The sequence below is a fragment of the Streptomyces sp. NBC_00358 genome (assembly GCF_036099295.1).
Classification (GTDB): domain Bacteria; phylum Actinomycetota; class Actinomycetes; order Streptomycetales; family Streptomycetaceae; genus Streptomyces.
Window position 1 is genome coordinate 1314435 of sequence record NZ_CP107976.1, and the last position, 20747, is coordinate 1335181.

Here is a 20747-nt window from a genome sequence, read left to right on the forward strand (position 1 = left end):
CGGGGCCCGGCCGGACCGGTGCCGGGCCCGTCAGCCCTGTTTGGGGGCCGTCGACCGGACGCAGCGCAGGGTGAAGGAGTGTCCGGCCGGGTCGGCGTAGCCGCGTTCCTCGTACGGGCCGGACGCGTCCTTGGTCTCCAGCGGGCGTCCGCCCAGGCCGACCACCCTGAGCTCCATCTCGTCGAGATCGTCCACATGGAAGTCGAGATGGGCCTGGAACGCGTTCTCGGGACGCGGCCAGCTTGGCGGCGTGACGTTCACGTCGCGGCGGAAGGCCATCCGCATACCGTCGGTGCCCTTGATCTCGACGCGGTTCACGCTCGCGTCCGTCTCGTGCGCGTCGAGCAGTTCCCGGTAGAAGGCGGCGAGCTTCTCGGGCTCGGCGCAGTCCAGCACCACGACAGCCGCGGTGACCAGTGCCATGTTTCCTCCGCAAGGGGTTCGGGGACGGCGGGGCGGCATCCGGCCGCCACCGCTCTGTCGTCCCGGGTTACCCGGTCCGGCGGATTCAGTCGGCCGCCGACGACGCGCCGTCCGCGCCCCTGGTGATCTCCGCGAGCCGGGCCGCCGCCGCGCTCAGGAGCATGTCGAGCGCCGTCGGATAGGCGCTGCGCCGCATGTCGTGCACCAGGTGGCGGGCCGTCGCCGCGATGTTCGGGTGGCTGCCGACGGGCAGCCGGGCGTACGTCGCCCGCCACACACCGGCCTCGGCGTCGCGCGCGGCCGGTGGCAGGGCGACGCTCGCGGCGTCCAGTGCGGCGAACGCCAGCGCCTGGTCGACGAAGGCGTGGTAGATCCGTACGGCCTCGGGGTCGGGGAATCCGGCGCCCCGGAGCACGCCGATGATCGTCTCCACGGCCTCGATCTCGTGCACCCGGCCGGTCACCCGGTAGGAGCTGAGCACGGCGGCCTGCGGGTGGGCGAGGGACCCGGAGTGCACGCGCAGCCCGAGGTCCCGGAGGTCGGCCCGCCAGTCCCCGGTGGGGTGCCAGGTGCGCAGCGTCCGGCCGATGAGCTCGTCGGCGATGGCGAGCAGCAGGTCGTCGGTGTCGCGGAAGTAGCGGTACAGGGCGCTCGGGTCGGCGCCGAGCGCGAGGCCGAGGCGGCGGACGGTGAGGGCGTCGGCGCCGTGTTCCTTGAGCAGGCGCAGGGCGGTCTCGACGATCAGCTCCCCGGAGAGGACGACGCCGGTCTTGGTGGGGCGTCTGCGCCGCCGGGCGGCGGGTGGGACGACGCGGTCGTTCGTGGACGTCATGGTGTCTCCCTCCGGTGCGGGCACCTTATGACAACAGCGTTGACCTGTTAAGGCCCCGGGCAGTTTCATTCCGGTCATCGGGCCGGAATCAGGCCCCGGGTGCGATCGGAGCAGGCCATGATGCAGAAGCCGTACGGTGTGGATCCCCCGTCCTTGCGCAGGACGCTCGGCGTGATGGACGGTGTCGCCATCGCCGCGTCGAGCACGGCGGCGACGACCAGCATCGGCATCGGGCTCGGGGTGACCGCCGGGGTGGTCGGGCTGCATCTGCCCGCGATCATGCTGCTGGCGTTTCTGCCGATCCTCGGGATCGCGGGTGCCTTCTCCCGGCTGAACCGGGTCGAGCCGAACGCGGGCAACGGGTATGTGTGGGTGGGCCGTTCGCTCAGTCCCTGGCTCGGCTTCCTGGTCGGCTGGGTGAGCATCGTGGCCACGGTGGCGTTCCTGGCGTACACCACGGCGGTGACGGGTTCGGCGATGATCCAGCTCGCCGGCGAGGCGGGCCTGCACACGGTGGCCGGTGTGTCGCTCGATCCGGGCTCGACCGCGCAGACGACGGCCGTGGGCGTCCTGGTCCTCGTCGCCGTCACGCTCACCGCGGTGACCGGGGTCAGGAGCGCGGCCCGGCTCCAGGGCGGACTGCTGGTCTTCGAGTACGTCGTCCTGCTGGGCTTCTGCGGCTACGGCATCGTCACCGGCCCGCACCCCTTCAGTCTGAGCTGGTTCGACCCGTTCGAGATCCCGTCGGCGGCGGCGCTGGCGCAGGGGCTGCTGCTGTCGGTGTTCTGTTACTGGGGCTTCGAGTCGGCGTTCAGCGTGAACGAGGAGGTGCGCGATCCGCAGGACGCCTCGCGGGCCGGGACCATCACGCTGGTGACCATGCTGGGGCTGTTCGTGCTCGGCTCCGTGGCCTTCCAACGCGTGCTGTCCGAGGACGAGTTGGCGGGGCACGGCGCCGAGGGGCTGGCCTTCCTCGGGAACCGGCTCGCCGACCAGCCGCTGGCCGCGCTGCCCCTGGTGGCGCTGATGTTCTCGGCGGTCGCCTCGTTGCAGGCGGGGGTGATCCCGACGGCGCGCGGGATGTTCGCGATGAGCCGGGACCGTACCCTCGGGCCGGTGTGGTCCAGGGTCAGCGCAAAGTACGGGACCCCTGCGATCGGCACGCTGCTGATCGGCGCGATGGCCGTGGTCGTGGCCACACTCTCCCTGGTGACCCCCCGGCTCGCGGACATGATCATGGCGACGGTCAACGCGGTCGGGATCGTGGTGGCGCTGTCGTACGCGCTCATCGCTCTCGCGGCGGCGGCCCGGTTCCGCGGTCTGCTCCGCGAGAACTGGCGGGAGGGGATACGCGCGGTCGTCCTCCCCACGCTGAGCGCCCTGGCGCTGCTCGGCCTCGGCGGCTATCTGGCCTGGTCGTTCTACACCTCGACCGACCACTTCGAGGTCAGCGCGGACAACGGCTGGTTCCTGCTGCTCGCCCCCACCGTCATGATCGCCTCGGGCTTCCTGGCCGCCGCGTGGGCCAAGTGGGTCCGCAGATCCCCGTACTTCACCACGGGACAGGGAACGGACGCGGACGCGCCCCAGCTCCTGGCCACGCCCAACTGAAGCGACCGAGGGCCTTTGGCCTCTCCGACGAAGGAAACGGAACCATGCACGCTGACCTTCTCTTCACCGGCGGCCCGGTGTTCACCCCCGAGGGCCGATCCGCGACCGCGGTGGCCGTCACCGGCGAGCGGATCACCGCCGTGGGGAACGCCGAGGTCCACGACCTGATCGGCCCTGGCACCGAGGTAGTGGACCTGGCCGGGCGGCTCCTGCTGCCCGGATTCCAGGACGCGCACGTCCACCCGGTCCCGGCGGGCCTGGAACTCGCCCAGTGCGATCTCACCGGCGCGAAGACGGCAAAGGACACCGTGGCCGCCGTCCGCGCGTACGCCGACGCGCACCCCGAGCGGGAGTGGATCACCGGCGGCGGCTGGTCCATGGAGGCGTTCGCGGGCGGTACGCCGACCAGGGAGCTGCTGGACGCGGTCGTACCGGACCGGCCGGTGTACCTGCCCAACCGGGACCATCACGGCGCCTGGGTCAACAGCCGCGCCCTCGAACTCGCGGGTGTCGGCCGCGATACACCCGACCCGGCCGATGGGCGGTTCGAGCGGGACGCGTCGGGTGAGCCGACCGGCATGCTGCAGGAGGGGGCCATGCAGTTCGTGGGCCGGCTCACCCCCGCGGCCACGCCCGCCGACCGGCTCGCAGCGCTGCTGCACGCCCAGCGGCATCTGCACGCGCTCGGCATCACCGCCTGGCAGGACGCCATCGTCGGCACCTTCCTCGGCATGGAGGATCCGTCCGAGGCGTACCTGACGGCGGCCCGCGACGGCTCGCTGACCGCGCGGGTGGTCGGCGCCCTGTGGTGGGACCGGGCGCGGGGCGCCGAGCAGATCCCCGAACTCGTGCAGCGGCGGGTCGCGTTGGAGTACGGCAGGTTCCGGGCGACCAGCGTCAAGCTGATGCTGGACGGGGTCGCGGAGAACGGCACCGCCTCGCTCATCGACCCCTATCTCGACAAGTGCGGCTGCGCCACGGCCAATCGGGGCAAGAGCTTCATCGACCCGGCCCATCTGCCCGCGTACGTGACCGAGTTGGACGCGCTGGGCTTCCAGTGCCATTTCCACGCGCTCGGCGACGGGGCCGTACGGCACGCGCTGGACGCCGTGGAGGCGGCGCGGAAGGCGAACGGACCGAGCGACACGCGTCCGCATCTGGCGCACCTCCAGGTCGTGCACCCCGACGACGTGCCCCGCTTCGCGCCGCTCGGCGCCACGGCGAACATCCAGCCGCTGTGGGCCGCCCACGAACCGCAGATGGACGAGCTGACCATCCCGTTCCTGGGGCCCGAGCGCGCCGCCTGGCAGTACCCGTTCGGTTCGCTGCTGCGTTCCGGCGCGCGCCTGGCGGCCGGCAGCGACTGGCCGGTCAGCAGCCCCGACCCACTCCAGGGCATCCATGTCGCGGTCAACCGGGTGAGCCCGGACGAACCGGGGCCGGTGTTCCTGCCGGCCGAACGCATCGGTCTGGCGGCCGCGTTGACGGCGTACACCGCGGGAACGGCGTACACGAACCATCTCGACGACACCGGCAGCGTGCGGGTGGGCGCCCTCGCGGATCTCGTCGTCCTGGACCGCGACCCGTTCGCGGGACCACCGGAGGCGATCAAGGAGACCGGGGTCGCGCTCACGTACGTCGGAGGGGAGCGCGTGTACGCGGCGCCGGACGCCTGACCGACCTCGCCGTGGCTTCTTGGACAGTCGTCCAGCTATAGTGGACACCTGTCCAAGAAGTCACGAGACGTATCGGAGCCTGCCGACGATGGAAACGGTCGCGAACGTGCTGGTGGGCCTGGTGGCCGCGCTGCACGTGTACATCCTGGTGCTGGAGATGTTCCTGTGGGAGCGCAAGCCGGGGCGGGGGCTTCACGGATTCGACGCGCCCATGGCACGGGCGACCGCGCCGCTCGCCGCGAACCAGGGGCTCTACAACGGGTTTCTGGCCGCGGGCCTGGTGTGGGGGCTGATCGCGGCGGACCCGGTCGGCCATGACGCGCAGGTCTTCTTCCTGTGCTGTGTCGTGATCGCGGGCGTGTACGGATCGGTCACCGCGAACCGCCGCATCCTCTTCGCGCAGGCCCTGCCGGGCGCGCTCGCCCTGGCCGCCGTCCTGCTCGCCGGATGACGCCCGAGGACCCGCGCGCCGCCCGGACCCGCGCGAAGCTGCGGCAGGCGCTGCTGGCGGAGTGCGCCGAGCAGCCGCTGGAGGAGATCGGCGTCGCCGCGCTGGTGCGGCGGGCCGGGGTCGGCCGGGCCACCTTCTACGTTCACTACGCCGATCTGGAGGCGCTTGCGGTCGACGCGTGCGCCGATGTCGTACGGGAGGCCGTGGAGGCGCTGCACGCCTGGCGCGGCCGACCCGACCCGGTGTCGGCGCCGACGGCCCTGCGCGCCTTCTTCACCGGACTCGCCCCGCACACCGCCCTCTATCGCACGCTGCTGAGTCCGGGCGGCGGCGGCCCGCTGGGCCGGGTGCTCCACCGCGACCTGCGGGCCCGCAGCCTGGCCGAGCGCACCCTCGCCGGCGCGCCGGACGCCCCGCTCGTGGCCTCCGCGGTGGCCGCCACTTTCGCGGGCGTCCTCGCGGACTGGCTGCACGGCCTGCTGGAGGGCACCCCGGACACGGTCGCGGACCAGGTCTGGCAACTGCTCGTCGCCCTGCACAGGAGCCGGTGACGCCCTCAGCTCAGGGGCCACCGAGGCGGGGCCCCGGAGCCGGCGGCAAGCCTTCCGGGAGCCAGGAACCGGGATGCCCGGTTCCATGAGCCGGCTGACGGGACGCCCACCCGGATCGACGGCCCCTCACATGCACCCGAGACCTGACCTCGCCTCAGGCCACGCCTCCACCCCGTCGGAGGTGCGGACGTACGCCGTCGACCTGTCCGGCGTCAGCCAGAGGTGCCAGTCGCGGTAGTGGTAGCCGGTGTCCCGCGCGCCGGCGGGCATGCGGACGTCTCCGTCGTACTCGGCCTTGAGCGACTCGTTCCCGAAGAGCCCGCGCGGATCGCGCACGTACTGCCGGGAGTTTCGGCCGCTGCCCAGATCGAGGAAGTGCGCGCTCTGCCAGTCGCAGTGCTCGCCGCCTGCCGCGCTGCTCACCTTCGTGGTCGGCACGCGGCGGCCTTCCCGGTCCTCCCAGATCTCGTATCCCTTCGACTCGGTGTAGCTCGCCGGAAGCTCCGAAGGGTCACACGACGCGCTGGTCTCCAGGCCCCAACCCGGGCGCCGGGGCTGGTCCTTGGCGACGACGACGGCGACCTTGGTCCGGCCCTCGACGTCGAAGGAGAAGAGGACGCGGTCGCCTGCGCGGCGCTCCGTCCGATAGCCGTAGTCCGGCACCTCGGGCTGATAGATGTCGAAGTACGCTTTCAACCCCTCCTCGGGGGTCGAACCGCCGTCTCCCTTGCTCCACCCGTCGCCCGTGTCGCCCGCGTGGATCGAGCCGTCGCACTCCAGTGCCCGGCCGGCCGCACCCGAAGCCTCGCCGGCCTCCCGTTCCCCGCCGTCCGGGCTCTCCTTGAACGGCAGGTCCAACCGCCCGGCGTACGGACTGGCGGGCGGCGTGCCCTTGACCACCAAGCCGTCACAGTGCCCCCCGCCGCACCCCGCCGCCGCGAGCCCGACCAGCGCCGCCGCCAACGCGATCCCCTTGCGCATCCCCACCCCTGTTCGTCCGCCCCGCGTTCGTCCTCCTACGACGCACGGGTGCAGACGTTCGTTCGCTGGTCGGCGTGCGGACAAGGGTCCGGCGGTCCGCGCGCGGCCTGGTGTCGACGAAGGTCCGGTGGTCAGCGGCTCGTCTGGAACGTGCGGCGGTACGTCTGCGGCGAGACGCCGATCGTCGCCTGCAGATGCTGGCGCAGCGAGGCGCCCGTGGCGAAGCCGACCTCGCCCGCGATCCGGTCCACCGACAGGTCGCTCGCTTCCAGCAGATGGCGGGCGCGGGCCACGCGCTGCTGGACGATCCAGCGGCCGGGGCTCAGGCCCACCTCGTCGTTGAAGCGGCGGGCGAAGGTACGCAGGCTCATTCCGGCGTGGGCGGCGAGATCGGTCAGGGTCAGCGGGTCGCCGAGGCGGGCCAGTGCCCAGTCGCGGGTGGCGGCGGTGCTCGCCGTCGAGGGCTCCGGCACGGGCTGCTCGATGTACTGGGCCTGGCCGCCCTCGCGCAGCGGCGGGACGACGCAGCGCCGGGCGACCCTGTTGGCCAGTTCGCTGCCGTGGTCGCGGCGGACGATGTGCAGGCAGATGTCGATTCCGGACGCGGCGCCGGCGGAGGTGAGGATCTCGCCGTCGTCGACGAACAGGACGTCGGGGTCCAGCTCCACCCGCGGGAACATGCGGCGGAACAGGTCCGACACGTGCCAGTGCGTGGTCGCCCGGCGTCCGTCCAGCAGCCCGGCGGCGGCCAGGACGAACGCGCCCGTACAGATGGAGACGACCCGGGTACCCGGGCGGATGAACGCCAGGGCCGCCGCGACCTCGTCGGAGAGCGCGGCGGTGACGCGGGCCGGGGTGACGGCCGCGATCACCACCGTGTCCGCCGTCCCCAGGACCTCGGGGCCGTGCTCGACGGTGATGGAGAAGTCGGCGTCGGTGCGGACCGGTCCACCGTCGACGGTGCAGGTCACCACCTCGTAGCGGCCTTCCGCGGCGCCGAAGATCCGGCTGGGCATGCCCAGCTCGAAGGGATAGACGCCGTCGAGCGCCAGGATCACGACCCGCTCCACATGCTGCATGGCACGATCTTATCGAAGGTTGGCAATTCTGCCATTTTCAGATGGCGCCCGCCCCGGCAGGCTGGTTCACCATGAGCACTGTGAACACCATGCGAGCCATCAGCCAGAACGTCCTCGGCGGTCCCGAGGTCCTTGAGGAAGTGACCCTGGAGCGGCCCGCGCCGCGAGCGAACGAGATCCTGGTCCGGGTACGGGCCGCCGGGGTCAACCCGACCGACTGGAAGCACCGCGAGACCGGCGGATTCCTCGGCGAACCGCCGTTCGTCCTGGGCTGGGACGTCTCCGGCGTGGTCGAGGCGACCGGGATCGGCGTCGCCCACGTCAAGCCCGGGGACGAGGTCTTCGGCATGCTGCCCTACCCCTACGGCCACGGATCGCACGCCGAGTACGTGACCGGTCCGGCCCGCGCCTTCACCCTGAAGCCGTCCGTGATCGACCACACGCAGGCCGCCGCGCTCCCGCTGGTCTCCCTGACCGCGTGGCAGGCGCTGACCGAGCGGGCCGACGTGCGGCCGGGGCAGCGGGTGCTGATCCACGCGGCGGCGGGCGGGGTCGGGCATGTGGCCGTGCAGATCGCGAAGAGCCTCGGCGCGTATGTGATCGGCACCGCGAGCGCGGGCAAGCACGACTTCCTGCGGTCCATCGGCGTCGACGAGCCGATCGACTACACCGCCGTCGACTTCACCGAGGCCGTGCGCGATGCCGACGTCGTACTGGACACGATCGGCGGCGAGACCGGACTGCGCTCGCTGCGCGTGCTGCGCCCCGGCGGCGTGGTCGTCTCGATCCTGCCGGTCGGGACCGACGAGTTCTACGAGGAGGCCGAGCGGCTCGGGGTCCGCGCGGTGCGGATGCTCGTCGACGCCGACCAGACCGGGATGAAGGCGGTCGCGGACCTCGTCGAGAAGGGGGCGCTGCGCCCCACGATCGCCGAGACCTTCCCGCTGGCCGACGCCGCCAAGGCACATGCCCTGGGCGACACCGGCCGGACGGCGGGAAAGCTCGTCCTGGTGGTCGACTGACGGCAGGGGCTGGCGTGCACCGATGGCCAACTCGCCGCTCACAGCGGAGACATATGTCAATCGAACATGCTGGAATTCACTCCAACGAGGGTAACTTGCAGAGCAAGGAACCGTTTTGCATCCACCGGTGCCCGGGGTCGTGTCCAGTGGTCACATGACGTATCGTCGCCCCGGCCCCCGGTGACCCCGCCCTCCTGCCCTCGGGAGCAGGTCGACAGTCGGCTGGAAGTGATGTCCGCGTGGCGAGCCACCCCGCACCGTCCACCAGGCATCTGCGCATCCACCATGACCAGGGTCACGTGGTGCTGGAGCTGCACGGGGAGATCGACCTGCTCACGGCGACGGAGGTCACCCCGCTCCTGGACTCGGTGACCTCCGGCCCGGCACCGCAGGTCGTGATCGACCTGCGGTGCGTGGAGTTCTTCGACTGCTCGGGCCTGCGCCTGCTCTACCGTGCCAGGCGCCGCGTCCTGGAACGGGGCGGCCGGCTGCGGCTGGTCTGCACCCATCCGCTGACGCTGCGCATGTTCCGGCTGACCGGCCTCTCTCGGGTGCTGCCGCCGTCGGCCTCGCTGGAAGAGGCGCTGAGCCGCCCGGAGGCCACTTCGGACGCGCTCTGAGAAGACCGTCCGCCCGGTCCGCTACTCCCGGATCTTCGTGACCTGCCCGGCGCCGACCGTCCTGCCGCCCTCGCGGATGGCGAACTTCAGCCCTTCCTCCATCGCGATCGGCTGGATCAACTGCACCTCCATGGTGGTGTTGTCGCCGGGCATGACCATCTCCGTCCCCCTGGGCAGCGTCACGACTCCGGTCACGTCCGTCGTACGGAAGTAGAACTGCGGGCGGTAGTTGTCGAAGAACGGCGTGTGCCGGCCGCCCTCGTCCTTGGAGAGGATGTAGGCGCGCGCCTCGAACCGGGTGTGCGGGGTCACCGAACCCGGCTTGATGACGACCTGCCCCCGCTCCACGTCCTCGCGCTTCACTCCCCGCAGCAGCAGGCCGACGTTCTCGCCCGCCCGGCCCTCGTCGAGGAGCTTCCGGAACATCTCGACGCCGGTGACCGTGGTCCGCGTCTTCTGCTCGTGGATGCCGATGATCTCGACCTCGCTGTTCACCTTCAGCACCCCGCGCTCGATCCGGCCGGTGACGACCGTGCCGCGGCCCGTGATGGTGAAGACGTCCTCGATCGGCAGCAGGAACGGCCGGTCCACGTCACGCACCGGTTCCGGCACGAACGCGTCGACGGCCGCGAGGAGTTCGAGGATCGTCGCGCTCCACTCCGGGTCGCCCTCCAGCGCCTTCAGCGCGGAGACCCGCACGACCGGGACGTCGTCGCCCGGGAACTCGTACTCGCTGAGCAGCTCGCGCACTTCGAGCTCGACGAGCTCCAGGATCTCCTCGTCGTCCACCATGTCGGTCTTGTTGAGCGCGACGACGATGTACGGCACGCCCACCTGCCGGGCCAGCAGGACGTGTTCCTTGGTCTGCGGCATCGGGCCGTCGGTCGCCGCGACCACGAGGATCGCGCCGTCCATCTGCGCGGCGCCCGTGATCATGTTCTTGATGTAGTCCGCGTGACCGGGGCAGTCGACGTGCGCGTAGTGCCGGTTCTCCGTCTGGTACTCGACATGGGCGATCGAGATCGTGATGCCGCGCTGCCGTTCCTCGGGCGCCTTGTCGATCTGGTCGAAGGGCGTGAACGGGTTCAGGTCAGGGAACCGGTCGTGCAGCACCTTGGTGACGGCGGCCGTCAGCGTCGTCTTGCCGTGGTCGATGTGCCCGATGGTGCCGATGTTCACATGCGGCTTGGTCCGCTCGAATCTCGCCTTGGCCACTGCGAGCCCTCCTGATCGCCTGGGTGACGCCGAGCGTTGCTCCGCGGCTTCCCGGCCGGGCACGGTGGCCGCTCCGGACGACCGGGCGGTAGGAGGGAAGTTCCGCTCCCTCCTGTCTATTCGTTCCGTGGCGCGTCGAACAGGGCGCTGACGGACTCACCGTTGTGAATGCGCCGCACCGCCTCGGCGAGCGCCGGGGCGATGGACAGCACGCTCAGCTTCTCGGTGTACTCCTCCGCCGGTATCGGCACGGTGTTCGTGCAGACGATCTCCAGTACGTCGGGCTGCTCGCTGAGCCGCTTGAGCGCACCCGCCGCGAACAGTCCGTGGGTACAGGCGACCCGGATCGACCTCGGCCCCAACTCGCGCAGCCGCTCCAGGAGTTCGAGGACCGTGCTGCCCTTGGCGATCTCGTCGTCCAGCACGATGACATCGCGTCCGGAGATCTCACCGATGACGGAGCTGATGCTCACCCGGTCGTCGGCGAACCGCTGCTTGGCACCGGCGGCCACCTGGGCCCCGATCAGCCGCGCGAACGCGGCGGCCTCCTTGGCGTTGCCGAGATCGGGCGAGACCACCGTGGTACGCGACAGGTCGTTGCTCCGGAAGTGCGCGGCCAGTTCCCGCAGGGCGTGCAGATGGTCGACCGGCACCGAGAAGAAGCCGTGCACCTGCGGGGAGTGCAGGGTCATCGCCAGGACCCTGCTCGCACCGGCCGCCACCAGCAGATCCGCCACGAGCCGGCCGCCCATGGAGATCCGCGGCATGTCCTTCTTATCCGAACGGGCGTACGAATAGTGGGGCATGACCACGGTGATCCGCCCGGCGGAGGCGCCGCGCGCCGCGTCGCACATCATCAGCAGCTCGACGAGATGCTCCTGCACCGGAGTGACCAGCGGCTGCACCAGGAAGACATCACGCTCGCGGCAGTTGGCCTGGAGCTGCACCTCCAGGCAGTCATTGGCGAACCGGCTGACCCGGGTCGGACTGAGGGGCACACCGAGGTGCGCGCAGAGCTCGGCCGCGAGCTCGGGATGGGCACTACCGCTGAACACGGCGATGTCACGCACGACCGCTCCTCGCATGATCGAACCGGGTTGTGTCGCCAGTTGGCAAGATCGTCCCGGAGTGCGTATCTCATGCTACTGGGCACCTTTCGGGCCTTCGACCGGGGGGAATTCCGGTTGCCGATCCGGTCGGGGGATGCCGGGCCGGTCCGGGACACACCGTCGGCCGGCCGCACCCGGCCGCCCGGTCCGTGACGACGTACACCCCGGCGCACCGGGCACGGCGCCCGCGACCCGGCGCCCGGGACCGCCCGGCCCACCCCGCTCCCTTGCCCACCCACCGCCCGTCGGGCCGCACTCCGGTCCCGAGGTCCTCCGGCCCCTCCGTTCCTCCGGTCGCCGGGCGGAGGAATCCGTCCGCCAACCGGGCTGCCTGCCAAGGGGCTTGGGGGGTACACGGACAGTTGAAAGGAGGACCGTCGACATGACGACGTCCATCAAACGCATGCCCGGCTGGGCGAAGGTGGTCTGCGCCTTCGTGCTGGTGCTCGTGGTGCTCTTCGCCGGGCTGCGGCTGGCCGTTCTGCCGGGGCTGCGCGATGTGTTCGGCACGGAGACCCGCGACAATTCGGGCCCCGCACTCCTCAAGTCCATTCAGGACATGAGCCGTTACGACGCCGCGTCGGGCAACTTCCAGGTGGTCGTGGACCTGGAGAAGGACGCGAAGTACCTGCCCGACGCGATCCGCGGCACCCGCACGCTGTACGTGGGGGCGGGCACGGTCGACGCCTATGTCGATCTCGGGCACCTCGGCCAGAAGGACGTGACGGTCAACGCGGACCGCACGTCGGCCACGCTCCGTCTGCCGCACGCGGCGCTGGGCAAGCCCGCTCTCGACCCCGACCACTCCTACGCCGTCTCGAAGCAGCGCGGTCTCCTCGACCGGATCGGCGACATCTTCTCGGACAACCCGAACGACGAACGGTCCGTGCAACGGCTCGCTGCCAAGCACATCGGCAAGGCGGCACGGGACAGCCGACTCACCGCGCGGGCCGAGGCGAACACCACCGGCATGCTCGAAGGCCTGTTGCGTTCACTCGGCTTCAAGGAGGTGACGGTCACCTACGGCGGCTGAGTCCTGGCGGTACCGCAGGCGCCGGGGCGCGCGAACGGTCGCGCCCCGGCGCCTCCGTCAGCGCCCGGAGCGGGACACCCCGGGGAAGCGCCGGTTCGGCCGAGGTGAGGCGGTCCGCCGGCGCGGGGCCGGACCGGCGGGACGGGGGACGGCGGCCCCGATGGCGCGGGGCCGGACCGGCGGGACGGCGGCCCCGATGGCGCGATGTCCTCCCTACCCCCGAAGCCCCGGGCATTCACCGGCCCATCGGGGGTAAGCGGGCTGCACCAGAGAGCAGTTGAAAAGGGGAGGGTCTCATGGTCCGCACCGCGTTGCGCGCACGTGCAGCGAAGGCCGGTCGCCGGAAACCGGCGCCGAAGTCGGGATCGGACCGCGGAAAGTCCGCGTCGAAGGCCGAACGGAGCAAGCCGGCGTCGAAGAACGAGCGGGGGAAGACGGCGACGTCGCGGTGGATCTTCGGGCGCGGGACGCCACCGCCCGCGCCGACGCCGGCGCCGGAGACCAGGTCCCTCGCCCTGCCGTTGCGGCTACTGGCCATGCTGATCGCCTTCGCCGCCATGGTGGCCTTCGCGGTGGCGCTGGCCCGGCTGACGCTGGAGCCCTCACCGGCGTCGACAGCCCTGATCCACAACAATCTTCACCCCGGGCGCTCCCTGAAGGCCTACCTCGACCAGCCGGAGCTGCGCGACGCCGTCAAACAGATCGGCGGGAACATCGTGCTCGGCGTGCCCTTCGGCGTGCTGCTGCCGGTGGTGTTCCCGAAGACCCGCGGCATGCTGCGCGTCCTCGCGCTCACCGCCGCGGTGATGCTCCTGGTCGAGCTCGTCCAGGGAGCCCTCATCACCGGACGCTCCTTCGACATCGACGACGTCATCCTCAACACGACCGGGGCGCTGGTGGGTTACCTGCTCCTGGGACGACGGCTCGGCCGGGCGGTGCACCCCCGGAAACGTCTTCGCGCCTGAGCCGCTGCCTCAACTGCTGGTCCGGACCAAAGTATTGACACCCCGTTACCTCACTCCTTAAATCAAGAGGCGAAGCATGCACCCCCCACCTCAGTCGGTGCACCCTCCCCCCGGGTGACCGTACGGAAATGAGAGTCATGGACTCCTCGCGCCTGCTCCGAAGATGTCTCTTCGCCGCGCTGTCCGCCACGCTCGTCGCCTCCGCCTCGGCCGTCGTCGCTCCCGCTCACGCGGGTCCGGCGGCGGCCACCGCGTCCGTGACGTTCGACGACACCTTCGACGGGCCCGCCGGTTCGGCCGCCGACTCCTCCAAGTGGCAGATGGAGACCGGCGACAACGTCAACAACCACGAGCGGGAGTACTACACGTCGGGCAACAAGAACGCCGCGCTCGACGGACAGGGCCATCTGGTGATCACGGCCCGCAAGGAGAATCCGGCCAACTACCAGTGCTGGTACGGCACATGCCAGTACACCTCGGCCCGGATGAACACCTCCGGGAAGTTCACCACGGCGTACGGCCATGTCGAGGCCCGGATGAAGATCCCGCGCGGGCAGGGCATGTGGCCGGCGTTCTGGATGCTCGGCGGCGACATCGGGCAGGTCGGCTGGCCGAACTCCGGTGAGATCGACGTCATGGAGAACGTCGGCTTCGAGCCGTCCACCGTGCACGGCACGATCCATGGCCCCGGCTACTCCGGGTCCGCCGGTATCGGCGCCGGGTACTCCCTGCCGAACGGCCAGGCCTTCGCGGACGCCTTCCACACCTTCGCGGTCGACTGGGCACCGAACTCGATCACCTGGTCGGTGGACGGCACGGTCTACGAGCGGCGGACGCCCGCCGATGTGGGCGGCAACACCTGGGTGTTCAACAAGCCGTTCTTCCTGATCCTGAACCTCGCGGTCGGCGGATACTGGCCCGGTGACCCCGACGGCTCCACCGCCTTCCCGCAGCAACTCGTCGTCGACGAGGTCAAGGTGACGACGAGCGACAGTGCGGGCGGCACCAGCGGTCCGATCAAGGGCCTCGCGGGCAAGTGCGCGGACGTCGCCGCCGCCAACTCGGCCAACGGCACCCCCGTACAGCTCTACGACTGCAACGGGACCGGCGCCCAGCAGTGGACCGTGTCCTCGGACGGCACGATCCGCGCGCTCGGCAAGTGCCTGGACGTCACCGGCAACGGTAGGGCGGACGGCACGACGGTCCAACTGTGGGACTGCAACGGCGGACCCAACCAGAAATGGACCGTCACCGCGGCTCACGACATCGTGAACCCGCAGGCCGACAAGTGTCTCGACGTCACCGGCAACAACTCGGCCAACGGCACACGACTGCAGATCTGGACGTGTTCCGGCGGAGCCAACCAGAAGTGGACGGTGGGCTGAGGGACAGCGCGGGCGATGCGCGTTCGCACCTGAGGTGTCCCCTATCCGCTGAGCGATCTCCGACCCGGCTGTGACGCCGGGGTGTTGGTGAGCACGGGCTGTACGGAACGACGAAGCTCCTGGTGGACGGGTTCTCGACCGAGATCGCCCGTGTCCGCCAGGAGCTTCGGCCCGGCAGCCGACGGCGACCGACGGGAGCGGGTCGAACCCGGAAACGTCGCGTCACCGCGCGTCATCGGCCGGTGTGGAGAGGGGCGCGGCCGTGCTGAAGCGGGACGCGCGGCGCCGCAGGTGCCGGTGGCCCGCGTAGTGCCCGGGGGGCGGCGAGGTGGTGGCCGCGGCGCCGTAGAACAGCCGCTTGCCGACCTCGATGAGGGCCAGGTAGGCGACGATCATGCCGACCAGGGTGGCGAAGAACGCCATGGGAAGCGGTTGGAAGCCCAGCGTATGGGCGAACGGCATGGCCGGCAGCAGCGCACCGACCGTGACGACGCCCAGCGCCGCCAGTGTCAGCGGCAGGCTGGGGTGGCTGCGGAAGAACGGGATGCGGCGCGTTCGGATGGCGAAGATCACCAGCGTCTGCGTGGCCAGCGATTCCACGAACCACCCGGTCCGGAACTGGGCCGGCCCGGAGTGGAAGACCCAGAGCATGACGCCGAAGGTGACGAAGTCGAACACCGAGCTGAGCGGGCCGAAGGCGATCATGAATCGGCGGATGAAGGCGATGTCCCAGTGCGAGGGCTTCCGCAGTTGCTCCTCGTCCACGTTGTCCGTCGGGATGGCCAACTGGCTGCTGTCGTAGAGCAGGTTGTTCAGAAGGATCTGTGACGGGAGCATCGGCAGGAACGACAGGAAGAGCGAGGCTCCCGCGGCCGAGGCCATGTTGCCGAAGTTGCTCGACGTACCCATCAGCACGTACTTGATGGTGTTGGCGAAGATCCTCCGGCCCTCGCTCACCCCGTCGGCGAGGACGTTCAGGTCCTTCTCCAGCAGGATGACGTCGGCCGCGTCCTTGGCGACATCGGTGGCCGAGTCGACGGAGATGCCCACGTCGGCGGCATGCAGGGCGAGGGCGTCGTTCACCCCGTCGCCCAGGAACGCGACGCCCCCGCGGCTGAGCCGTTGTGCGTGCACGATGCGTGCCTTGGCCTCGGGACTCACCCGCGCGAACACCGTGGTGCCGGCGATCGCCTCGGCCAGTCGTCCGTCGTCCAGGGCGTCGACCTCGCCGCCGGTCATCACTCCCGCGTCGGGCAGACCCAGGTCGTGGCAGACCTTCGCGGCGACCGCGGCGTTGTCGCCGGTGACGACCTTCACCGCGACGCCGAGCCCGGACAGCCTGCGCAGCGCCATGGCGGCATCCGGCTTGGGCGGATCCATGAACACCAGCAGGCCGACAAGGGTCAGCCCCCGTTCGTCCTCGGGCCCGACACCCTGCGTTGCGGTGACATCGGACCGGGTGGCGACCGCGACCACCCGGTTGCCCGCCGAGAACTCGACCGCCAGTGCGTCACGTGCCGCGGGCGGGACGTCGAGGCAGCGGTCCAGGACCGTCTCCGGAGCGCCCTTGGTGACCAGGCGGAGACGGCCGTCGCCGTCCCGCAGCAGAACGGACACCATGCGTCGTCCATGATCGAACGGCAGCACCGAGACCTGCGTGAACCCGTCCAGGCCGGCCCGCTCACCGGCCGTGGCCGGGGATCGCCAGAGTGCCTGGTCCAGCGGGTTGCCTCCGACGTCCCGCGCGTCGCGCGCCTCGTTCTCCGTGGCGAGCAGTCCCCAGCGCACCACCGCCCCGGCGTGGTGGCCACCGGCGGGCACGGCGCGCATGTACTCGATCCGGCCCGTGGTGAGCGTGCCGGTCTTGTCGGTGAACAGGACATCGACATCGCCCAGGTCCTCGATGCACACCAGCCGCTTGACCAGGACCTTGCGCCGGCTCATCCGCCGCGAACCCGCGGCCAGACTGGTCGATACGACCGCGGGCAGAAGCTGCGGGGTGATGCCCACCGCGATGGCCAGCGAGAACAGCAGCGCGTCGATGATCGGCTTGTGCAGGGCTACGTTGATCACGAAGATCGAGGTCGTCAACGCGCCCGCGACGCAGACCAGCAGCATGGAGAAGCGTCGCAGGCCGACCTGGAACTCGGTGTCGAGCGGATGGGTGTCGAGCCCGGCGGCGATCTTGCCGAATTCCGTACGTGCTCCGGTGGCCACCACGACGCCATGGGCGGCCCCGGTACGAACGACCGTACCCATCAGGGCGCAACCGGACAATTCCGCGAGCGGAGTCCCGGCCGCGACCGCCGCGAGACCCTTGTCCACCGGAAGCGACTCTCCGGTCAGCACCGACTCGTCGCACTCCAGACCGGTGACCGCGATCAGCCGCAGATCGGCCGGCACGATGTCACCCAGCCGCAGTTCCACCACGTCACCGGGGACCAGCGCCGTGACATCGACGAGCAGGGCCTTGCCGTCGCGCAAGGCCACGGCCTGATGGCGGATCTGGGAGTGCAGCGCCTCGGCCGCCCTTTCGGCCCGGTATTCGTTGACGAATCCCAGTCCCACCGACGCGCTCACGATCAGCCCGATGATCACCGCGTCGCTTCGCTCTCCCACCAGGAACGACACGACTGCGGCTGCCGCCAGCAGTCCGAGCAGCGGTGAGCGGAGCTGATGCCACAGGACGGGGAACCCCCGGGCACGATGGGTTGCCACCGCGTTGGGGCCGAACTCCGCCTGGCGTCGCAGAACCTCCGCGCCGCCCAGGCCTTCCCCCGCGACGACGTCGAGCGTACGAAGGACTTCGTCCGCCGGAAGAACCGCGGCGGACATCACCCCCTGCGCGGGCGCCGGCGGCTGCGCCGGAGTAATGACACTCACCTTGCTCCGCCTCCGGAGTCGGGGGAACGGTGCTGCGGGCACGTGCCGCTTCCGCCATCCCGGCGAAACTTCCTGATCAGGCACATCGCGGCTCCGGGTCTCGCCGGGTCCTCCGCGGACATCGTCCAGAACTCCGGCAGGTGACTCGTACCCACTGCTCCCCGCTCCCCCGCGCGCCGTTGTCGCCTTTCGCCTCCAGTCAACTCCGGCGGGAATCAAGGCACATGAGCCAAGAGGAACGAACTGGGGTACGACAGGCCCTTGCGCGGCCAGGCCTGCGCGTGACACGGGCGGCGGCGCCCTCGGGCTGGACGGCCACCCTGAGGATCGCTCCCCGCGCCGGGCCGCCCGAACCCCGATACGCAGTGATCGAGGTGAAGCTCAGAGAGAACTGAGAAGTCCCTGTGAAAAGGTGCGCGGGTTCCTCCGAAGATCCAGTACGCGCTTCCGGTCCGACCACCCCATGGAGAAAGCCCACATGAGTCTCACGATCGTCAACGGACTGCCCGCACACATCTTGTTCGTGCACTTCGTCATCGTGCTCGTGCCTCTGAGCGCCCTGGCACTCATAGCGTGCGCGGTGTGGCCCGGCGCAGCCCGGCGGCTCGGTCTGATCCTGCCCGCCCTCACGCTCGTGACGTTGGCGACCGTGCCGTTGTCCACGCACGCCGGTGAGTGGCTGGAACGGCACGTCGGCAGCGACCCCCTGGTGCGCAAGCACGCCGAACTCGGCGACGGACTGCTGCCGTGGGCGCTCGGCCTCTTCGCGGTCTCGGCCGTCGTCTGGTGGACGGCCCGCCGCTCGGCGCCCGCGGCGGACGGCACGTCGGGCGCCTCACGGGCTCTCCCGGTACTGGTCCGGGGCGCGATAGCGGTCCTTTCGGTCGTCGTCGCGGTCGGCGCCGTGGTGGACGTCTACCGGATCGGCGACTCGGGCGCCAAGGCCGCCTGGCACGACAACTACTCGAAGACGGCCACGCAGCGCGGAAACGGCTGACGGACGAGACCGGTGTCGGGCCCCGTCCCGGACACGATCCGGGCCCGTTGCCGTGACGGCGGCCGGGGCCGGGGCCGGGCGCGCAGTGCACTACGTCGTGACGACGCCCGTTCGATCGCAGGCTCCGTGCGGCCGCCTACCCCGGGAGCTCCGTGCGCTCCCACCACTCGTAGACGGGCAACTGGCCCTGCTCGGTCTCCTGCTGACGCGTCGTGGCCCGGAAGTGCTCGTACCCTCCACGGAACGCCACTTTGATGTCGGGGCCGGGCGCCGGAACCGAGACGATCCGCTCAGGAAGATCGTCAGGGCCGCCCTCAAGAACTGCTGTTGTCGCGTCGGTCATGACCCGATCCTCTCTGCCCCTGCCGGAGCCCGACCCCGCGACGCGCCGAGGTGTACTCCGGCCGTTCGCGTGGGGGATGCCGACCGGGCTTGCCGCCGTGGGACCGGTCTTCACCTCGATCGGGGTCATCGGCCCTGTGGAACGGGAAGTCCCGGCCCGGTGCGGCCTGCCGCGATGCGCCGGCGGCCGCACGGGCTCGGCGGTCAGTCCCTTCCTCCGCTCAGGTTCCCCCACTGGGGGCCGACCTGCCGCCACTCCGCGTCCCATTCGGCCATGCGCCGCCGATCCAGTCGCGTTCGGGCCAACCGTCCCGCGGCCCAGACCGCGGCACCGGCCGAGGAAGCGACGAGGGCGCCGGTCAGGGCCGCCTCCAGCGTCGCCTCCGTACCGGTCACCGGCGCCGGCACCACATGGTCCGTCCGGTCCGTCCACACCGTGACACGCGTGCCGACCGGGGCCCCCGGCAAGACCTTGGCCTTGCCGGCGTGGACCGTTCCGTCCGGGGTGGTCCATCGCACGGCGGCCCACACCCGTTGGCCACTCCCCCCGACGGCGGTGGGGGCACTCGGTGCGGCGACGGTGAGGACGGCGGGCACGGCGTGCACCCGGGCCGCCTGTGCCGACAGGCCGGTGCCGACCGCCTGAGCCGCCACCACGCCCGCGAGAACTCCGAGGACGACCGCCAGCGTCCCGGTGACGAGCACGATCCAGGCCTCGATGACGTCGCTGTGCCGACGCAGCGGGTTACTGCGCCAGCGCCACGTCCCCACGATGGTCCTCCCGCCCCTCTTGCCGGAGGGTGTCCGTGGCATCGTCACCGCCCCCCGCGCCGTACCGACGGCTCCGCCTCACTCCGTGCCGGGTGGTCGGCTTCGGGAAGGTCGGGGTCGAGGTTCGGGTGTCTGGGCGGCCCGGCCGGCGCGCATCGCACGTCGACCACTCCCGGCACCTCCCGGGCAAGCCGGGCGGCCGGCGGGATGAGGGCGGTCTCGTGGACCCGGCCGGAGAGCGTGACGACACCGTCGCGCACCTCGACCCGGATCGTCGAGGTGCGCGTACCGAAGAGCCGTGGGACAACCTGCCGGCGCACCTCCTCGGCGATGTCCTTGTCCTGCCGCAGGAAGACCTTCAGCAGGTCGGAGCGGCTGACGATGCCCTTCAGGGTGCCGTCGCGGCCGACGACCGGCAGCCGCCCGACCCGGTTGCGGGCCATGACGCGGGCGGCGTGGGCGAGGGTGGTCCCGGGCGCCACGGTGACGGCCGGGGCGGTCATGAGTGCGCCCGCGGTCACCGCATCGGCCTTGCGGAGCTCGGATAGGTGCTCCACCTGGCCGTACCGACCGATGTCGCGGTCGCTGTACTGCTCCTTGGGCAGCAGATCGGCCTCGGAGACGACGCCGATGACCACTCCGGAGTCGTCCAGCACGGGGAGTGCGCCGACCTGCCATTCGTGCATGGCCTTCACGATGTCCTTGAAGGCGGCTCCAGCACGGAGGCCGACGACCCGCTCGGCCATCACGTCGTTCACGAAGGTCGGAGTGCCGCTCATGGCATCCTCCAAAGGCTCGGCC

Annotated in this window: 20 protein-coding genes; 10 read left to right on the forward strand and 10 right to left on the reverse strand. The window is 70.9% G+C overall.

What is annotated here, in order from left to right:
• Positions 1–30 precede the first annotated feature (30 nt).
• Together OHT01_RS05510 and OHT01_RS05515 are read right to left on the reverse strand one after the other, a co-directional pair.
• Positions 31–423, reverse strand: coding sequence for a VOC family protein (locus OHT01_RS05510; RefSeq protein WP_328551983.1), 393 nt, complete (start codon positions 421–423; stop codon positions 31–33).
• An 85-nt stretch (positions 424–508) separates the two neighbouring features.
• Positions 509–1255, reverse strand: a complete 747-nt coding sequence (locus OHT01_RS05515) for a TetR/AcrR family transcriptional regulator (protein WP_328551984.1) — start codon at positions 1253–1255, stop codon at positions 509–511.
• Positions 1256–1372: 117 nt separating this feature from the next.
• Here OHT01_RS05515 and OHT01_RS05520 point away from each other — a divergent pair, with 117 nt between their 5' ends.
• The 4 genes from OHT01_RS05520 to OHT01_RS05535 all read left to right on the forward strand — a co-directional run bounded on the left by OHT01_RS05520 (position 1373) and on the right by OHT01_RS05535 (position 5544).
• Complete coding sequence (locus OHT01_RS05520; protein ID WP_328551985.1) at positions 1373–2866, forward strand: APC family permease; 1494 nt, start codon at positions 1373–1375, stop codon at positions 2864–2866.
• A gap of 44 nt (positions 2867–2910) precedes the next feature.
• Positions 2911–4542 carry an amidohydrolase gene (locus OHT01_RS05525; protein ID WP_328551986.1) on the forward strand — a complete coding sequence of 544 codons (1632 nt, stop codon included), beginning with the start codon at positions 2911–2913 and terminating at the stop codon, positions 4540–4542.
• 88 nt (positions 4543–4630) lie between these two features.
• Complete coding sequence (locus OHT01_RS05530) at positions 4631–4993, forward strand: DUF1304 domain-containing protein (RefSeq protein WP_328551987.1); 363 nt, start codon at positions 4631–4633, stop codon at positions 4991–4993.
• Entirely contained in the window at positions 4990–5544 is a 555-nt protein-coding gene (locus tag OHT01_RS05535) for a TetR/AcrR family transcriptional regulator (protein WP_328551988.1), read from the forward strand. The genes OHT01_RS05530 and OHT01_RS05535 overlap by 4 nt, the downstream gene beginning before the upstream one ends.
• A 126-nt stretch (positions 5545–5670) precedes the next feature.
• Here OHT01_RS05535 and OHT01_RS05540 read toward each other — a convergent pair whose 3' ends face one another.
• Entirely contained in the window at positions 5671–6525 is an 855-nt protein-coding gene (locus OHT01_RS05540) for a hypothetical protein (protein WP_328551989.1), read from the reverse strand.
• Between the two features lie 131 nt (positions 6526–6656).
• Positions 6657–7604, reverse strand: a complete 948-nt coding sequence (locus OHT01_RS05545; RefSeq protein WP_328551990.1) for a GlxA family transcriptional regulator — start codon at positions 7602–7604, stop codon at positions 6657–6659.
• Between the two features lie 71 nt (positions 7605–7675).
• On the opposite strand from OHT01_RS05545, the gene OHT01_RS05550 reads away from it, so the two are divergent.
• Together OHT01_RS05550 and OHT01_RS05555 are read left to right on the forward strand one after the other, a co-directional pair.
• Positions 7676–8626 (forward strand): NADP-dependent oxidoreductase, encoded by a 951-nt coding sequence (locus OHT01_RS05550; RefSeq protein WP_328551991.1) that lies wholly within the window; start codon positions 7676–7678, stop codon positions 8624–8626.
• A 239-nt stretch (positions 8627–8865) separates the two neighbouring features.
• The gene (locus OHT01_RS05555) at positions 8866–9246 is read left to right on the forward strand and encodes an anti-sigma factor antagonist (RefSeq protein WP_328551992.1); all 381 of its coding nucleotides are present in this window, start codon (positions 8866–8868) and stop codon (positions 9244–9246) included.
• Between the two features lie 21 nt (positions 9247–9267).
• On the opposite strand, the gene tuf is transcribed toward OHT01_RS05555, so the two are convergent.
• Together tuf and OHT01_RS05565 are read right to left on the reverse strand one after the other, a co-directional pair.
• Positions 9268–10461: an elongation factor Tu gene (gene tuf, locus OHT01_RS05560; RefSeq protein WP_328551993.1), complete on the reverse strand. Its 1194-nt coding sequence runs from the start codon at positions 10459–10461 to the stop codon at positions 9268–9270.
• Between the two features lie 116 nt (positions 10462–10577).
• Entirely contained in the window at positions 10578–11531 is a 954-nt protein-coding gene (locus OHT01_RS05565; protein ID WP_328551994.1) for a ribose-phosphate diphosphokinase, read from the reverse strand.
• A gap of 421 nt (positions 11532–11952) precedes the next feature.
• Between OHT01_RS05565 and OHT01_RS05570 the strand changes: the two genes are divergently transcribed.
• From OHT01_RS05570 to OHT01_RS05580, 3 genes are all read left to right on the forward strand, one after another.
• Positions 11953–12603 carry a DUF4230 domain-containing protein gene (locus tag OHT01_RS05570; protein WP_328551995.1) on the forward strand — a complete coding sequence of 217 codons (651 nt, stop codon included), beginning with the start codon at positions 11953–11955 and terminating at the stop codon, positions 12601–12603.
• A 296-nt stretch (positions 12604–12899) separates the two neighbouring features.
• Positions 12900–13568, forward strand: coding sequence for a VanZ family protein (locus tag OHT01_RS05575; RefSeq protein WP_328551996.1), 669 nt, complete (start codon positions 12900–12902; stop codon positions 13566–13568).
• Positions 13569–13705: 137 nt separating this feature from the next.
• Positions 13706–14953 carry a ricin-type beta-trefoil lectin domain protein gene (locus tag OHT01_RS05580; protein WP_328558034.1) on the forward strand — a complete coding sequence of 416 codons (1248 nt, stop codon included), beginning with the start codon at positions 13706–13708 and terminating at the stop codon, positions 14951–14953.
• Positions 14954–15175: 222 nt separating this feature from the next.
• Here OHT01_RS05580 and mgtA read toward each other — a convergent pair whose 3' ends face one another.
• A complete protein-coding gene (mgtA, locus tag OHT01_RS05585; RefSeq protein WP_328551997.1) occupies positions 15176–17836 on the reverse strand; it encodes a magnesium-translocating P-type ATPase in 2661 nt (886 codons plus the stop codon).
• Positions 17837–18314: 478 nt separating this feature from the next.
• Between mgtA and OHT01_RS05590 the strand changes: the two genes are divergently transcribed.
• On the forward strand, positions 18315–18833 hold the full coding sequence (locus OHT01_RS05590) for a DUF2231 domain-containing protein (RefSeq protein WP_328551998.1): 519 nt from the start codon (positions 18315–18317) through the stop codon (positions 18831–18833).
• A 136-nt stretch (positions 18834–18969) separates the two neighbouring features.
• Here OHT01_RS05590 and OHT01_RS05595 read toward each other — a convergent pair whose 3' ends face one another.
• The 3 genes from OHT01_RS05595 to OHT01_RS05605 all read right to left on the reverse strand — a co-directional run bounded on the left by OHT01_RS05595 (position 18970) and on the right by OHT01_RS05605 (position 20725).
• Entirely contained in the window at positions 18970–19176 is a 207-nt protein-coding gene (locus OHT01_RS05595) for a DUF5988 family protein (RefSeq protein WP_328551999.1), read from the reverse strand.
• Positions 19177–19379: 203 nt separating this feature from the next.
• Positions 19380–19946, reverse strand: a complete 567-nt coding sequence (locus tag OHT01_RS05600; protein ID WP_328552000.1) for an Rv1733c family protein — start codon at positions 19944–19946, stop codon at positions 19380–19382.
• 44 nt (positions 19947–19990) lie between these two features.
• Positions 19991–20725 carry a CBS domain-containing protein gene (locus tag OHT01_RS05605; protein ID WP_328552001.1) on the reverse strand — a complete coding sequence of 245 codons (735 nt, stop codon included), beginning with the start codon at positions 20723–20725 and terminating at the stop codon, positions 19991–19993.
• Between the last annotated feature and the right edge of the window lie 22 nt (positions 20726–20747).

What these genes read in the sequence shown, in the direction of transcription:
- OHT01_RS05535 (WP_328551988.1), top strand. Translation starts at nt 4,990, where the DNA reads ATGACGCCCGAGGACCCGCGCGCCGCCCGGACCCGCGCGAAGCTGCGG.
- OHT01_RS05570 (WP_328551995.1), top strand. Translation starts at nt 11,953, where the DNA reads ATGACGACGTCCATCAAACGCATGCCCGGCTGGGCGAAGGTGGTCTGC.
- OHT01_RS05575 (WP_328551996.1), top strand. Translation starts at nt 12,900, where the DNA reads ATGGTCCGCACCGCGTTGCGCGCACGTGCAGCGAAGGCCGGTCGCCGG.
- OHT01_RS05545 (WP_328551990.1), bottom strand. Translation starts at nt 7,604, where the DNA reads ATGCAGCATGTGGAGCGGGTCGTGATCCTGGCGCTCGACGGCGTCTAT.
- OHT01_RS05530 (WP_328551987.1), top strand. Translation starts at nt 4,631, where the DNA reads ATGGAAACGGTCGCGAACGTGCTGGTGGGCCTGGTGGCCGCGCTGCAC.
- OHT01_RS05590 (WP_328551998.1), top strand. Translation starts at nt 18,315, where the DNA reads ATGAGTCTCACGATCGTCAACGGACTGCCCGCACACATCTTGTTCGTG.
- OHT01_RS05525 (WP_328551986.1), top strand. Translation starts at nt 2,911, where the DNA reads ATGCACGCTGACCTTCTCTTCACCGGCGGCCCGGTGTTCACCCCCGAG.
- OHT01_RS05605 (WP_328552001.1), bottom strand. Translation starts at nt 20,725, where the DNA reads ATGAGCGGCACTCCGACCTTCGTGAACGACGTGATGGCCGAGCGGGTC.
- OHT01_RS05515 (WP_328551984.1), bottom strand. Translation starts at nt 1,255, where the DNA reads ATGACGTCCACGAACGACCGCGTCGTCCCACCCGCCGCCCGGCGGCGC.
- OHT01_RS05580 (WP_328558034.1), top strand. Translation starts at nt 13,706, where the DNA reads ATGGACTCCTCGCGCCTGCTCCGAAGATGTCTCTTCGCCGCGCTGTCC.
- OHT01_RS05540 (WP_328551989.1), bottom strand. Translation starts at nt 6,525, where the DNA reads ATGCGCAAGGGGATCGCGTTGGCGGCGGCGCTGGTCGGGCTCGCGGCG.
- OHT01_RS05510 (WP_328551983.1), bottom strand. Translation starts at nt 423, where the DNA reads ATGGCACTGGTCACCGCGGCTGTCGTGGTGCTGGACTGCGCCGAGCCC.
- OHT01_RS05550 (WP_328551991.1), top strand. Translation starts at nt 7,676, where the DNA reads ATGAGCACTGTGAACACCATGCGAGCCATCAGCCAGAACGTCCTCGGC.
- OHT01_RS05520 (WP_328551985.1), top strand. Translation starts at nt 1,373, where the DNA reads ATGATGCAGAAGCCGTACGGTGTGGATCCCCCGTCCTTGCGCAGGACG.
- OHT01_RS05595 (WP_328551999.1), bottom strand. Translation starts at nt 19,176, where the DNA reads ATGACCGACGCGACAACAGCAGTTCTTGAGGGCGGCCCTGACGATCTT.